Raw genomic sequence first — 12,983 nt, 5'->3', positions numbered from 1 at the left:
GGTCGGGTTATCCGGCTCGAAAGCGAGATTATGGCAACGCCCGCGCATGTCGCGATCATCATGGATGGAAACGGACGCTGGGCCAAGGCGCGCGGTCTGCCGCGCCTTGCCGGCCACCGGGCGGGCGTCGAGGCGCTGCGCAAGACGGTCCGTGCGGCGCCGGAGCTCGGCATCTCCTACCTGACCGTCTACGCCTTTTCCTCGGAGAACTGGTCGCGGCCGAAATCTGAGGTCAGCGACCTCATGGGTCTGTTGAAGCTGTTCATCCGCCGCGATCTTGCCGAACTGCATCAGAACGGCGTGCGGGTGAGGATAATTGGCGACAAGCAAGGGCTGCAGCCAGACATCAGAGGCCTGCTGCAGGAAGCCGAATCGCTGACGGCGGGCAACGAGTCGCTGACGCTCATCATCGCCTTCAACTATGGTGGCCGCGACGAGATCGTGCGCACTGCCCGCAAGCTGGCGGAGGCCGTCGCGCGCGGCGACATGGCGAGCGACGCGATAACGGCGGAGAGCTTTGCCGCTTCGCTAGATACAAAGGGCATCCCTGACCCTGAGCTTGTGATCCGGACGAGCGGCGAGCTGAGGCTGTCGAACTTCCTTTTGTGGCAGGCGGCCTATAGCGAGCTTGTCTTCCTGCCTTGCTACTGGCCGGATTTCAGCCGCGAACATCTCGCCGATGCCTTGCGCGACTTTGCCGGCCGCGAACGGCGCTTCGGCGGGCTTGCCGCCCGCGATGTCGCGCTTTAGGCGCCGCCACGCATGAGCAACCTCCAGCAGCGTGTCATCTCGGCAATCGTGATGGCGGCGCTGACGCTTGTGCTCACCTGGCTTGGCGGATTGCCGTTCCGGCTGTTCTGCGCGGGAATAGCGGCGCTGATCTTTTATGAATGGATGCGCATGGCGCGCTCGGGCAACGGCGCGGCGCTCGGCTTCCTGCCGGAAGCGCTGATTCTGGTCTTCATCGTCGCGATGATCGCCGGACTGCCGGCCTTGTGGCTGGTGCTCCTCGTCATGATCCTCGTGGCGGTCGCGGCCATTGCCGCCCGGATCAGGGGTGTTGCCCAGTGGGAAGCTTCCGGAGTGGCTTATGCGGCGCTATCCGGCTTTTCGCTCGCCTATCTTCGTGACGACAACCATTCCGGACTGATTGCGATTCTCTTCCTGTTCGCCGTGGTTTGGGCGACCGATATTGCGGCCTATTTCGTTGGCCGCGCGGTCGGCGGCCCGAAACTTGCGCCGTCGATTTCGCCCGGCAAGACGCAGAGCGGTGCCTTGGGGGGCGCAGTTGGCGGCCTTGCCGCCGGACTGCTGCTGGCAATTGCAGCCGGCGCCGGCAATCTCGTCCAACTCGGCCTCGCCGCGCTGGCGCTGTCAATCGTTTCCCAGATCGGCGATCTGTTCGAATCCTGGGTCAAGCGCCGGCACGGTGCCAAGGATTCCAGCAACCTCATTCCCGGTCATGGCGGCGTCATGGACCGGGTCGACGGGCTTGTCGCGGCCGCGTTCGCGCTGTACGTCATTGGTTGGGTCGCGGCGGGCGCCGAGCACCCGGCATTGGGGCTGTTTCCGAACTGAACGACGATACGGTCAAGGCGAAAAATGGCGCGCGCCACGGTTTCGCCCGGATTGATGCCACAGTCGCGGCGGAGTGTCGTGTGCGGGCGAATTTGAGGGCATGACTTGAACGACATTTTTCACGCGGTCTTCAGCACGCAAGGCTTCGTCCTTGGCACGCTCGTGCCGTTTCTGTTCGTGCTGACCGTCGTCGTGTTCGTCCACGAGATGGGGCACTATCTCATCGGCCGCTGGTGCGGCATCGGCGTGAAGGCCTTTTCCATCGGTTTCGGCCCCGAGCTCGTCGGCTTTAACGATCGCCACGGGACGCGCTGGAAGCTTTGCGCCATTCCGCTCGGCGGCTACGTCAAGTTCGTCGGCGACATGAATGCGACGTCGAGCCAGCCGAGCGCCGAGGAGATCGAATCGCTGACCGATGCCGAGCGCGAGGTCGCCTTCCACACGCAGCCCATATGGAAACGCGCCGCGACAGTCGTTGCGGGGCCGCTGTTCAATTTCCTGCTGACGATCGCCGTGTTTACGGTACTGTTTTCCCTCTATGGCCGTCCGGTTCTGGAACCTACGGTGGCCCAGGTCACCGCGGGCAGTCCGGCCGAGAAAGCCGGAATCCTGCCTGGCGACCGATTCGTCAAAGTCGACGGCAGCAAGGTGGAGACCTTCGCCGATGTACAGCGCCTGGTTTCAGGCAGGGCAGGCGATGCCATCACCTTCACCATGCTGCGCGACGGCAAGGAAATCGCCGTCACGGCGACACCGGAGCCCATGGAGCAGCAGGATGCGCTGGGCAACAAGGTCAAGGTCGCGGTTATCGGCGTCGTCAACAATGCCGAGCTCGGCCAGCCACGTTTGATCTCCTATACGCCGGCGGGCGCCGTGGTGGCGGCGGTCGAGGAAACCGGCCATGTGATCGAACGCACCGGTCAGTTCCTGCAGCGCTTTGCGCTTGGACGCGAGGACAAATGCCAGTTGGGCGGCCCGATCAAGATCGCCAAGATGTCTGGTCAGGCGGCAAAGCTGGGCTTCGAGTGGCTGGTGCAGCTTGTTGCATTTCTGTCAGTCGGGATAGGATTTCTCAATCTCCTGCCGATTCCCCCTCTCGACGGCGGCCACCTGTTGTTCTACGGCGTGGAGGCCGTCATAAGGCGGCCCGTTTCGGAGCGAATGATGGAGATGGCCTATCGGACCGGGCTGTTCCTGGTGCTCGGTTTCATGGGCTTCGTTTTTTGGAATGATCTGTTTGGGTGCTGAAATCATGAAGAAATTTGGCTTCAGCCCCACCCATATTGAGATGCCGTTTACCATGCGTGGGGATATGCGTGACGCGAAAGCCACGCGGTACGGTTAAGTAAATACAAATTAACCGGGAGCCTTGCGTGTAGGGAAAATCCGGTTAATACGGTAAGGGAAAATACCGCACGTCCGGTTTTCTCGCCGTGGGGACTACGAGAAAAAGGTACAAAAGCCCGATGAAGGCAGCATCCAAGTTTCTGAGCGCCGCTTCCGCGGCGGCTTTGTCCGCCGCTCTGGTCGTGCCAGGCGCGCTCGCAGTGCAGTTCGCTGCCACCTCGGTGGCCGAGGCCGCGGTCATTTTGCGTGTCGAGGTCAGCGGCAACCAGCGGGTCGATGCGGAGACCATCCGCAATTACATCTCGATCAAGCCGGGCAAGCCCTTCTCCAGCTCCGATATCGACGAAGCCGTCAAGGCGTTGTTCGGCACTGGGCTGTTTTCGGACGTTCAGATCAACCAGGTCGGTTCCAGTCTGGTCGTCAAGGTTTCCGAGTACAAGGTCGTCAACCAGGTCCTTTTCCAGGGCAACAAGAAGATCAAGGATAACGCGCTTCAGATGGGTATCCAGCTGAAGCCGCGGGCGACCTTCTCCCAGCAAACGCTCGATGCCGATGTCGAGGCGATCAAGTCCGCCTACAAGCGCATCGGCCGTGACGATGCCGCCGTGACCACGCAGATCATGGATCTCGGCGACAACCGGGTAAACGTGGTCTTCAACATCAACGAAGGCGGCCGCACGCAGATCGCGGCGATCAATTTCGTCGGCAACCACGCTTATTCCAGCCGCCGCCTGTCCGATGTCATCAACACCAAGCGTTCGTCCTGGCTGTCCTTCGTGCTGCGCGACGACGTCTATGACGAGGACAAGCTGCGCGCCGACCAGGAGCTGCTGCGCCGCTTCTACTACAATCATGGCTATGCAGACTTCCAGGTCGTCTCGGCCGTCGGCGAGCTTGACGACGCCACCAACAAATACACGGTCACCATCACGGTGCAGGAGGGCGATCGTTACACGTTCGGCGACGTCAGCGTGGAAAGCACCATTCCGGAGGTCGATTCGAAGGCGCTGGAATCCGTCGTCGAGACCCACAAGGGCGATGTCTACAACGCCAAGGATGTCGAGGATTCGATCGTCGCCTTGACCGAGAAGGTCGCGGGCTCGGGCTATGCCTTTGCCCAGGTGACGCCGCGCGGCGATCGCAATTTCGAGAACCACACCATTTCGGTCGTCTACACCATCGACCAGGGCACCAAAGCCTATATCGAGCGCATCGAAATCCGCGGCAACGACCGCACGCGCGACTATGTCATCCGTCGCGAATTCGATGTCAGCGAGGGCGATGCCTTCAATCAAGTTCTCATCCAGCGCGCGAAGAAGCGGCTGGAAGGCCTTGATTACTTCCAGTCTGTCGACATTTCGACGGTTCCTGGCTCGGCGCCCGACCAGGTCGTGCTGGTCGTGACCGTGGTCGAGAAGTCGACCGGCGAGTTCTCCATCGGCGCCGGCTATTCGACCGGTGGCGACACGCCCGGCCCGTCGATCGAGGGTTCGGTCACCGAGCGCAACTTCCTCGGCCGTGGCCAGTACATCAAGCTGTCGGCGGGCGGCGGCAGGCATTCGCGCGACTATGCCGTTTCCTTCACCGAGCCTTACTTCCTCGGCCGGCGAATCGCGGCGGGTTTCGATATATACAAGTCGACGCGCGAGTACGACCACTACGATACGGACACCACCGGCGCGACCGTTCGGTTCGGCCTGCCGATTACCGACAGCATTTCGACACAGCTGGCGTACAATATCTCGCAGGAAAAATACTCGCTGGACGATAGCTGCGACCAAAATGGCGACGGGATACCTGATGCGGGTTGCAATATTTCGCAAGCGATTGTGAATGGTATACAAGAAAGCCCGTGGCTGAAATCATCGGTCAGCCTGGGTCTTGTCTACAACACTATTGACGACATGAAGAACCCGCATGAGGGTCTCTACATCACCGGTACCACCGAATTTGCCGGCCTCGGCGGCGATGCCAAGTGGGTGAAGGTGACTGGGCGTGCGAGCGTCTATGAGACCTTGTCGGAGCAGCTTGACCTTGTCGGTCTCGTCTCGGGCGGCGCTGGGTACATTGCTGGCTACGGCAGTGGTGATCTACGCATCTTTGACCACTTCCAGAGCAACGACCGCATGATCCGCGGTTTCGAATATGGCGGTATCGGTCCTGTCGATAGCAACGGGGCGGGCGATCATCTCGGCGGTACAACCTATTTCAATGCTTCGGCGGAGGCTCAGTTCCCGCTCCCAGTCATTCCGGAGAGCTTCGGATTGCGCGGTGCGGTATTTGCCGATGCCGCAACCCTTTATGGCAACAAGCTTGATCCGAGCTTGGTCGATCAGTCGTCTGTGGGCATGAAGCTCCGCGCTTCAGTCGGTGTCGGCCTGATGTGGGCTTCGCCGTTCGGCCCGATCCGCATTGACTATGCGATCCCGGTCAAGAAAGAGTCGACCGACAACGTGCAGGAATTCAACTTCGGCATCGCGACCCGCTTCTGATTTCGTGGTCGCGAGTTTCCGGGCCGGCTGACGGCCCGGACTAGACTGATCCGACCCAGCTGGATATTGCTTCTGGAATGACCGATCCGGTGTTCTTCGCGCCTTCACGCCGGTATACGGCTGGCGAGGTCGCGAATCTGACCGGCGCCAGCCTGCTTGATACCGCCCAGGCTGAAATTGCCATTGAGGCGCTCGCTCCCGCCAATGAGGGCGGCGACGGCGCGCTCGTCTTTGTCGACGGCAAGCGCAATTTCGCGCTGATGCAGTCGCTGAGGGCGGCCGCGGTCCTGTGCCCCGCCGATTTTGCCAGCAAGGCACCGCCAGGGGTCGCGGTGCTTATGCATCCTCGCCCGCAACAGGCTTTCGCGATGGTCGGGCGCCTTTTGTTTCCGCATGCGGCAACTCCGGGGCCAATGACCGGAGAAACCGGCATCTCGGCGCATGCCTTCGTCGATCCGTCCGCACATATCGAGGAAGGGGTGATCGTCGAAGCGGGCGCCGTGATCGGTCCCGGCGTGTCCATCGGCAGCGGCACGGTCATCGCGCCTCACGCCGTTGTTGGCCGCTCCTGCCAGATCGGCCGCGACGGGTTCGTCGGTCCGGGCGCCAGCATCCAATATGCACTTGTCGGCAATCGTGTCATCATCCATGGCGGCGCGAGGATCGGCCAGGACGGTTTCGGCTTCGTGGGCGGCGCCAAGGGGCCTGAACGCGTGCCGCAGATCGGTCGCGTCATTATCCAGGACGACGTCGAGATCGGCTCCAATTCGACCGTCGACCGCGGCGCGATGTCCGATACCATCATCGGCCAAGGCACCAAGATCGACAATCTGGTGCAGATCGCCCACAATGTTCGCATCGGCCGCAATTGCATTATAGCGGGCCTTTCGGGTATTTCCGGTTCCGTCGTCGTCGGCGACAACGTCACCATGGGTGGCGGTGTCGGCCTCGCCGATCATTTGACCATCGGGCCGGGGGCCAAGCTTGCTGCGAGAAGTGGATTCATGAACAACGTGCCGGCAGGCGAGATTTGGGGAGGCTATCCGGCACAGCCGATGGCGGAAGCCATGCGCGAGATAGCGATGCTGCGCAAGATGGCCAGGACGCGCAAGCAAGGCGACGGAAATGGCTGATATGGTGGCAACTACACTCGAGGCGGTCGACATCATGGGGCTGATGAAGCTCCTGCCGCACCGCTATCCGTTCCTGCTGATCGATCGCATCGTCGACATCGACGGCGACGAATCCGCCGTCGGCATCAAGAACGTGACCATCAACGAGCCGCATTTCCAGGGCCACTTTCCGCAACAGCCGGTCATGCCCGGCGTGCTGATCATCGAGGCGATGGCCCAGACCGCCGGAGCGATCTGCATTCGCACCCTCAATGCTGAAAAGCCCTCGCTGGTTTATTTCATGACCATCGACAACGCCAAATTCCGCAAGCCGGTGGTTCCAGGAGACCAGCTCAGGATCCACGTCAAGAAGATCAAGAAACGCGGTAACCTGCTGAAATTCGTCTGTGAGGCGATGGTTGACGGCGCGAAGGCGGCAGAAGCCGAGGTTTCGGCCATGATGGTTACCGGCTGACGGTTCGAAATGCTCATGAAAGTCGCGACATTCATCCATCCTTCCTCGGTCGTCGAAGAAGGAGCCCGGCTCGGCGAGGGCGTCCGCATCGGACCCTTCTGCCATATCAGCGCCGATTCAATCATCGGCGACCGCGTCGAGCTGGTCGGCCATGTGTCGGTGATGGGTGCCACGACCGTCGGAGCGGGGACGAAAGTCTATCCGATGGCGACGCTCGGCGCGCCGCCGCAGAACACCAAGCACAAGGGCGGGCGCACCACGCTCGTCATCGGTGAGAACTGTACCATCCGCGAAGCCGTCACGATGCATGTCGGCACCGATTCCAGCCGTGGCGAGACGAGTGTCGGCGACAACGGCAATTTCCTTGCCTATGCCCACATCGCCCATGATTGCGTCGTTGGCAAGAACGCGACTTTCGCCAATGGCGCGACGCTCGGCGGCCATTGCGAGATAGGCGACAACGTCTATATCGGCGGCCTGACCGCCGTTCACCAGTTCGTGCGCATTGGCGACAACGCCTTCATCGGCGGCTGCTCGGCGGTTGTCGGCGATATCATTCCCTATGCGATCGCCGCCGGCAATCGCGCCAAGCTGCGCGGCCTGAACATCGTCGGGCTGAAGCGTTCCGGCCTGGCGCGCTCGGAAATCTACCTGCTACGTAAGGTTTACCGGTCGATTTTCGACCGTTCCCGCAGCGTCGCGGAGAATATCGATCTCGCCAGGGCGGAATTCGGCTCCTCGTCTCCTGCCGCCACGAAGATGATCGACTTCATCGCCAGCGGCGGCAAGCGGCACTATGCGGTCCCGCCGCTGAAGGGTGGCGGCGACGATGCAGATGACGAAGGCTGAGGCGGCCGGGACGAAACTAAACCTCGCGCCGGGCGCCAGGATCGGCATTATCGCCGGCGGCGGCAGTCTGCCGGTGGAAGTCGCCGCGAGCTTGGCAAAACAAGGGTACCCGCCTGTCATCATCGCGGCCGAGGGCGAGGTCGACCGCGAGTCGGACCTCGCCGTTTACGAAACCGAGAAGCTTGCTCTTGAAGACTTCGGCTCGCTGGTGCCGCTGCTAAAGCGCAAACGGATCAGCCATCTCGTGCTGGCCGGCGAGATCAGGCGCAGGCCGAAATTGACTGGCATGCGGCTGAGCCTTGGCCTGCTGGCCGTCGTGCCTACAGTGGTCATGGGACTGGCGCGCGGCGACGATGGCTTGCTGAAGATCCTGACGCGCTTTCTGGAAAAGCGGGGCATCAAGGTCGTCGGAGCGCACGAGATCGTGCCTGAACTGCTTGCGGGCGGCGGCCCGCTGACCAAGGCGGAGCCGCGCAAATCCGACTGGCGTGACATCGAGGCGGCGCGGGCTGCGGCGAAGGCGATCGGCGCGCTGGATATCGGCCAGGCCGCGGTCGCGATCGGCGGCCGGGCGATCGCGCTGGAAGGCATCGAAGGCACCAACGGACTGCTCGAGCGAACAAGGCAATTGCGCAACCATGGCAGGCTCGCCGGCAAGACGCGCGGCGTGCTGGTCAAATGCGCCAAGCCGGGTCAGGAATTGCGGGCGGACTTGCCCACCATCGGCCCGCAGACGATCGAGGCCGCGCATGCGGCAGGCCTTGCCGGCATAGCCGTCGAGGCCGGCCGTTCGCTTATCCTTGAAGGCCCGATCACGCTTGCCCGCGCGAATGACTTTGGCCTGTTCATCGTCGGCCTGCCCGCGACGGAGCTGGTCAAACGGGAGCCGGCTGATGGCCGCTGACAAGCCGCTCAAGCTCGCGATCGTCGCCGGCGAGGAATCCGGCGATCTGCTCGGTGCCGATATCGTGCGGGCGCTCGAGCGTACGACTGGCCGCAAGGTTCAGCTTGTCGGCATCGGTGGCCGGCACCTGCAGCAATTGGGGCTGACGCCGCTGTTCGACGGCGGAGAGATCGCGCTGATGGGTTTCAGCGCGGTGCTGCGCGACCTGCCGCGGCTGATGCGTCGCATCAGCCAGACCGCGGCGACGATCGCGACCGAGCGGCCTGATTGCCTCGTCACCATCGACAGTCCCGACTTTTCGCTGCGCGTGGCGAGGAAGGTCCGCGCAACGGCGCCCGCCATCCCTATCGTTCACTATGTCTGCCCGAGCGTATGGGCCTGGCGGCCGGGCAGGGCGGTGGCGATGAAGCCCTATGTCGACCACATCCTGTGCATCCTGCCGTTCGAGGTGAAGGCGCTTGCCCGTCTCGGCGGACCACCGGGCACTTATGTCGGTCACCGGCTGACGCGGGATCCGGGCGTGCTTGGCGCCGCCAAGGCGCAGAGCCAGCCGCGCGACCTCTCCGACGACCGCGTCAAGACGCTGCTGGTGCTGCCCGGCTCGCGCCGCGGCGAGGTCCGCCGGCTGATGGAACCCTTCGGCAAGGCGATGTCGGCGCTGCGCCAACGCGGCCATCGCCTGCGCCTGCTGTTGCCGACGGTGCCGCATGTCACCGAGCTGGTGAAGGCTTCGGTCGCCAGTTGGGACGACAAGCCGGAAATCATCACCGAGCCGGAGCGCAAATGGCAGGCCTTCGGCAAGGCCGATGCGGCATTGATCGCGTCGGGAACGGTGTCGCTCGAGTTGGCGCTTGCCGGCGTTCCGATGGTTTCCTGCTACAAGCTCGATCCGATTGCGCGCCAGCTGCTGCAGCATATGGTGACGACTTGGTCCGCCCTGTTGCCCAACCTGATTTCCGACCGCACGCTGGTTCCGGAATTCTACGATCAGTATGTCCGGCCGGAGAACCTTGCCCGGCAACTTGAGGCCCTGTTTGCCGACACCGGCATGCGCGCTTGGCAAAAGGCCGGCTTTGCTGAAATTGCCCGGCGCATGGCGACCGAGCGGCCCTCTGGCGAGATCGCCGCGGAAGTGGTGATGGGGTGCATCAAGAAAGCGAATAGGGAGTAGCGAATAGCGAGTAGGGCTGTGTCGGCTTTGCCCTTCTTCCCCTATTCGCTACTCGCTATCTCGCTATTCGCTCGATTACCTTTTCGCAATCGGCACGTAATCGCGTTCCGTGGCGCCGGTGTAGAGCTGGCGCGGACGGCCGATCTTCTGGTGCGGATCCTCGATCATTTCCTTCCACTGCGCGATCCAGCCGACGGTGCGGGCAACCGCGAACAGCACGGTGAACATGGTGGTGGGGAAGCCCAGCGCCTTCAGCGTGATGCCGGAATAGAAGTCGACGTTCGGGTAGAGCTTCTTTTCGATGAAGTAAGCGTCGGTCAGCGCAATCTTCTCCAGCTCCATCGCGATGTCGAGCAACGGGTCGTCCTTGATACCGAGCTCGCCCAGCACCTCATGCGCGGTCTTCTGCATGATCTTGGCGCGCGGATCGTAGTTCTTGTAGACGCGGTGGCCGAAGCCCATCAGCCGGAACGGATCGTTCTTGTCCTTGGCGCGGGCGATGAACTCCGGGATGTGATCGACATGGCCGATCTCGCCCAGCATGTTGAGCGCCGCTTCGTTGGCGCCGCCATGCGCCGGGCCCCACAGGCAGGCGATGCCGGCGGCGATGCAGGCGAAGGGATTGGCGCCCGACGAGCCGGCAAGGCGAACGGTCGAGGTCGAGGCGTTCTGCTCGTGGTCGGCGTGCAGGATGAAGATGCGCTCCATGGCACGTGCCAGAACAGGGTTGATCTTGTACTCCTCGCAGGGCACGGCGAAGCACATGTGCAGGAAGTTGGCCGCGAAGTTCAGCTCGTTCTTCGGATAAATGAACGGCTGGCCGATGTGGTATTTGTAGGCCATCGCGGCGATCGTCGGCATCTTGGCGATCAGGCGCATCGAGGCGACCATGCGCTGATACGGGTCCGAGATGTCGGTCGAGTCGTGATAGAAGGCCGACAGCGCTCCAACCACGCCGCACATGACGGCCATCGGATGCGCGTCGCGGCGGAAACCGGTGAAGAAGCGCGACATCTGCTCATGCACCATGGTGTGGCGGGTCACGCGGTAGTCGAAATCCTCCTTCTGCGCCTTGGTCGGGAGTTCCCCGTAGAGCAGGAGGTAGCAGACCTCGAGGAAGTCGCCATGTTCGGCAAGCTGGTCGATCGGATAGCCGCGATGCAAGAGGATGCCGGCATCGCCGTCGATGAAGGTGATCGCCGACTCGCAGCTTGCGGTGGAGGTGAAGCCGGGGTCGTAGGTGAAGGCGCCGGTCGTGCTGTAAAGCGCGCCGATATCGATCACGTCAGGTCCGGTCGAGCCGCTTCGCACCTTGAATTCGTGCGTCTTGCCGGCGAGTTCGAGCCTGGCGGTCGACCCTTGCGCCTTGCTGCCCGGTTCCAGTTTTGTCGCAGCTTCGCTCATTCTCAAACTCCTTTTGTATCCTCATGCCGGCAAGGCAATTCCTGCAAACGGCACGTCGAAGTCACCGGAATGCGCGAACTCGCCACCGCATTTTAGGAGGTGCGTGCCAGATTGGGCCAAGGCCTAATGTTGCACTGCGAAACACACCTTTCAATGCCAATCTTTTTGGGCCAGCTCGCTCCTAATCGATTTGATCTCCAATGCGCGCCAGGCTTTCCTGGCGGCCCAGCACGGCAAGCACGTCGAACACGCCGGGCGAGGTGCTGCGGCCGGTCAGCGCGGCCCGCAGCGGTTGGGCCACGGCGCCGAGCTTGTGCCCGCCGGCCTGCGCGAACTCGCGGATCGAAGCCTCCGCCGAGGCCGCGCTCCACTCGCCTTGAACGGAAGACAACGCGCCATGCGCGCCGCGCAGAATCGCGCGCGCATCAGCGTTGAGCAAGCCCGCCGCCTTCTCGTCCAGGGGCAGTGGCCGCTCGGCGAACAGGAAAGCCGCGCCGTCGACCAGCTCGACCAGGGTCTTGGCGCGCTCTTTGAGGCCGGGCATGGCGGCAAGCAACTGCGCCTTGCGCTTGTCATCGAGCTTTGCGGCGAGCGCCGGACCGCCTTCGAGGTAGGGCAAGGTGGCGACGAAGATGTCGAACAGCGCCTGGTCGTCCATCTTGCGCATATGGACGCCGTTCAGCGCCTCGAGCTTGGCGAAGTCGAAGCGGGCAGCGCCCTTGTTGACGTCGCCGATGTCGAACCAGGCGACCATGTCCTTGATCGACATCACCTCATCGTCGCCATGGCTCCAGCCGAGCCTGGCCAGATAGTTGAGCAGCGCCTCCGGCAAATAGCCCATGGCGCGGTAGGCCTCGACGCCGAGCGCGCCGTGCCGCTTCGACAGCTTGGCGCCGTCGGCGCCGTGGATCAGCGGGATGTGCGACATCGACGGCACGTCCCAGCCCATGGCGTTGTAGATCACCGTCTGGCGCGCGGCATTCGTCAGGTGATCGTCACCGCGGATGATGTGCGTGACGCCCATGTCGTGATCGTCGACGACGACGGCATGCATGTAGGTCGGGACGCCGTCGGAACGCAGGATGATGAAGTCGTCGAGATCCTTGTTCGGGAAGCGAACCTCGCCCTGAACGCGGTCGTTGACGATCGTCACGCCCTCGGTCGGCGCCTTGATGCGGATCGCGCCCTTGACGCCTGCCGGCGCCTCGGACGGATCGCGGTCGCGCCACTGGCCGTTGTAACGCGGCGGCAGGCCCTTGGCGCGGGCCGCCTCGCGCATTGCCTCGAGCTCGGCCGGCGTCTCATAGGCGTAGTAGGCCTTGCCCAAGCGCACGAGCTCCTCGGCCACCTCGCGATGGCGCGGGGCGCGCTCGAACTGCGATACGGCCTCGCCATCCCAGGAAAGGCCAAGCCAGGTCAGTCCGTCGAGAATGGCGGCAGTCGCAGCCTGCGTGGAACGCTCGCGATCGGTGTCCTCGATGCGCAGCAGCATCGTGCCGCCGGTGTGCCTGGCATAGAGCCAGTTGAACAGCGCCGTGCGCGCCCCGCCAATATGCAGGTAGCCTGTAGGCGAGGGGGCAAAACGGGTGACGACCTTGTCGGACATGGAACTCTCGAAGAAGCACCTGAAAAAATGCATGTTTCGCGCAGA

General features: G+C 62.9%; 11 protein-coding genes. 9 read left to right on the top strand and 2 right to left on the bottom strand.

Features of this window, described 5'->3' with window-relative positions; translation table 11 throughout:
* Window positions 1-30: 30 nt before the first annotated feature.
* The 9 genes from EN852_RS33315 to lpxB all read left to right on the top strand — a co-directional run bounded on the left by EN852_RS33315 (window position 31) and on the right by lpxB (window position 9,928).
* Window positions 31-750 carry an isoprenyl transferase gene (locus EN852_RS33315; RefSeq protein WP_127880018.1) on the top strand — a complete coding sequence of 240 codons (720 nt, stop codon included), beginning with the start codon at window positions 31-33 and terminating at the stop codon, window positions 748-750.
* A 12-nt stretch (window positions 751-762) separates the two neighbouring features.
* Window positions 763-1,578, top strand: a complete 816-nt coding sequence (locus tag EN852_RS33310) for a phosphatidate cytidylyltransferase (RefSeq protein WP_127880017.1) — start codon at window positions 763-765, stop codon at window positions 1,576-1,578.
* A gap of 105 nt (window positions 1,579-1,683) precedes the next feature.
* Window positions 1,684-2,826, top strand: a complete 1,143-nt coding sequence (gene rseP / locus EN852_RS33305) for an RIP metalloprotease RseP (protein ID WP_127863923.1) — start codon at window positions 1,684-1,686, stop codon at window positions 2,824-2,826.
* Between the two features lie 218 nt (window positions 2,827-3,044).
* Entirely contained in the window at window positions 3,045-5,417 is a 2,373-nt protein-coding gene (bamA, locus tag EN852_RS33300; protein ID WP_127880016.1) for an outer membrane protein assembly factor BamA, read from the top strand.
* Window positions 5,418-5,494: 77 nt separating this feature from the next.
* The gene (lpxD, locus tag EN852_RS33295; RefSeq protein ID WP_127880015.1) at window positions 5,495-6,550 is read left to right on the top strand and encodes a UDP-3-O-(3-hydroxymyristoyl)glucosamine N-acyltransferase; all 1,056 of its coding nucleotides are present in this window, start codon (window positions 5,495-5,497) and stop codon (window positions 6,548-6,550) included.
* Window positions 6,543-7,004 (top strand): 3-hydroxyacyl-ACP dehydratase FabZ, encoded by a 462-nt coding sequence (fabZ, locus tag EN852_RS33290; protein ID WP_127880014.1) that lies wholly within the window; start codon window positions 6,543-6,545, stop codon window positions 7,002-7,004. Before lpxD ends, fabZ begins: the two co-directional genes overlap by 8 nt.
* 15 nt (window positions 7,005-7,019) lie before the next feature.
* On the top strand, window positions 7,020-7,853 hold the full coding sequence (lpxA, locus tag EN852_RS33285; RefSeq protein ID WP_127880013.1) for an acyl-ACP--UDP-N-acetylglucosamine O-acyltransferase: 834 nt from the start codon (window positions 7,020-7,022) through the stop codon (window positions 7,851-7,853).
* Window positions 7,840-8,757: a UDP-2,3-diacylglucosamine diphosphatase LpxI gene (gene lpxI, locus EN852_RS33280; RefSeq protein ID WP_127880012.1), complete on the top strand. Its 918-nt coding sequence runs from the start codon at window positions 7,840-7,842 to the stop codon at window positions 8,755-8,757. The genes lpxA and lpxI overlap by 14 nt, the downstream gene beginning before the upstream one ends.
* The gene (lpxB, locus tag EN852_RS33275; protein ID WP_127880011.1) at window positions 8,747-9,928 is read left to right on the top strand and encodes a lipid-A-disaccharide synthase; all 1,182 of its coding nucleotides are present in this window, start codon (window positions 8,747-8,749) and stop codon (window positions 9,926-9,928) included. The genes lpxI and lpxB overlap by 11 nt, the downstream gene beginning before the upstream one ends.
* A 75-nt stretch (window positions 9,929-10,003) precedes the next feature.
* On the opposite strand, the gene gltA is transcribed toward lpxB, so the two are convergent.
* The gene (gene gltA / locus EN852_RS33270) at window positions 10,004-11,332 is read right to left on the bottom strand and encodes a citrate synthase (protein ID WP_127863930.1); all 1,329 of its coding nucleotides are present in this window, start codon (window positions 11,330-11,332) and stop codon (window positions 10,004-10,006) included.
* 181 nt (window positions 11,333-11,513) lie between these two features.
* Window positions 11,514-12,938, bottom strand: a complete 1,425-nt coding sequence (gene gltX, locus EN852_RS33265) for a glutamate--tRNA ligase (protein ID WP_127880010.1) — start codon at window positions 12,936-12,938, stop codon at window positions 11,514-11,516.
* Window positions 12,939-12,983: the final 45 nt, after the last annotated feature.

The sequence above is a fragment of the Mesorhizobium sp. M2E.F.Ca.ET.209.01.1.1 genome, from assembly GCF_004010375.2.
Taxonomy (GTDB): Bacteria; Pseudomonadota; Alphaproteobacteria; order Rhizobiales; family Rhizobiaceae; genus Mesorhizobium.
This window is presented reverse-complemented; position numbering and strand designations above follow the sequence as displayed.

Coding starts and splice junctions, on each gene's coding strand:
- EN852_RS33315 (WP_127880018.1), top strand. CDS start 31: ATGGCAACGCCCGCGCATGTCGCGATCATCATGGATGGAAACGGACGC.
- fabZ (WP_127880014.1), top strand. CDS start 6,543: ATGGCTGATATGGTGGCAACTACACTCGAGGCGGTCGACATCATGGGG.
- lpxD (WP_127880015.1), top strand. CDS start 5,495: ATGACCGATCCGGTGTTCTTCGCGCCTTCACGCCGGTATACGGCTGGC.
- lpxA (WP_127880013.1), top strand. CDS start 7,020: ATGAAAGTCGCGACATTCATCCATCCTTCCTCGGTCGTCGAAGAAGGA.
- gltX (WP_127880010.1), bottom strand. CDS start 12,938: ATGTCCGACAAGGTCGTCACCCGTTTTGCCCCCTCGCCTACAGGCTAC.
- lpxB (WP_127880011.1), top strand. CDS start 8,747: ATGGCCGCTGACAAGCCGCTCAAGCTCGCGATCGTCGCCGGCGAGGAA.
- gltA (WP_127863930.1), bottom strand. CDS start 11,332: ATGAGCGAAGCTGCGACAAAACTGGAACCGGGCAGCAAGGCGCAAGGG.
- bamA (WP_127880016.1), top strand. CDS start 3,045: ATGAAGGCAGCATCCAAGTTTCTGAGCGCCGCTTCCGCGGCGGCTTTG.
- lpxI (WP_127880012.1), top strand. CDS start 7,840: ATGACGAAGGCTGAGGCGGCCGGGACGAAACTAAACCTCGCGCCGGGC.
- EN852_RS33310 (WP_127880017.1), top strand. CDS start 763: ATGAGCAACCTCCAGCAGCGTGTCATCTCGGCAATCGTGATGGCGGCG.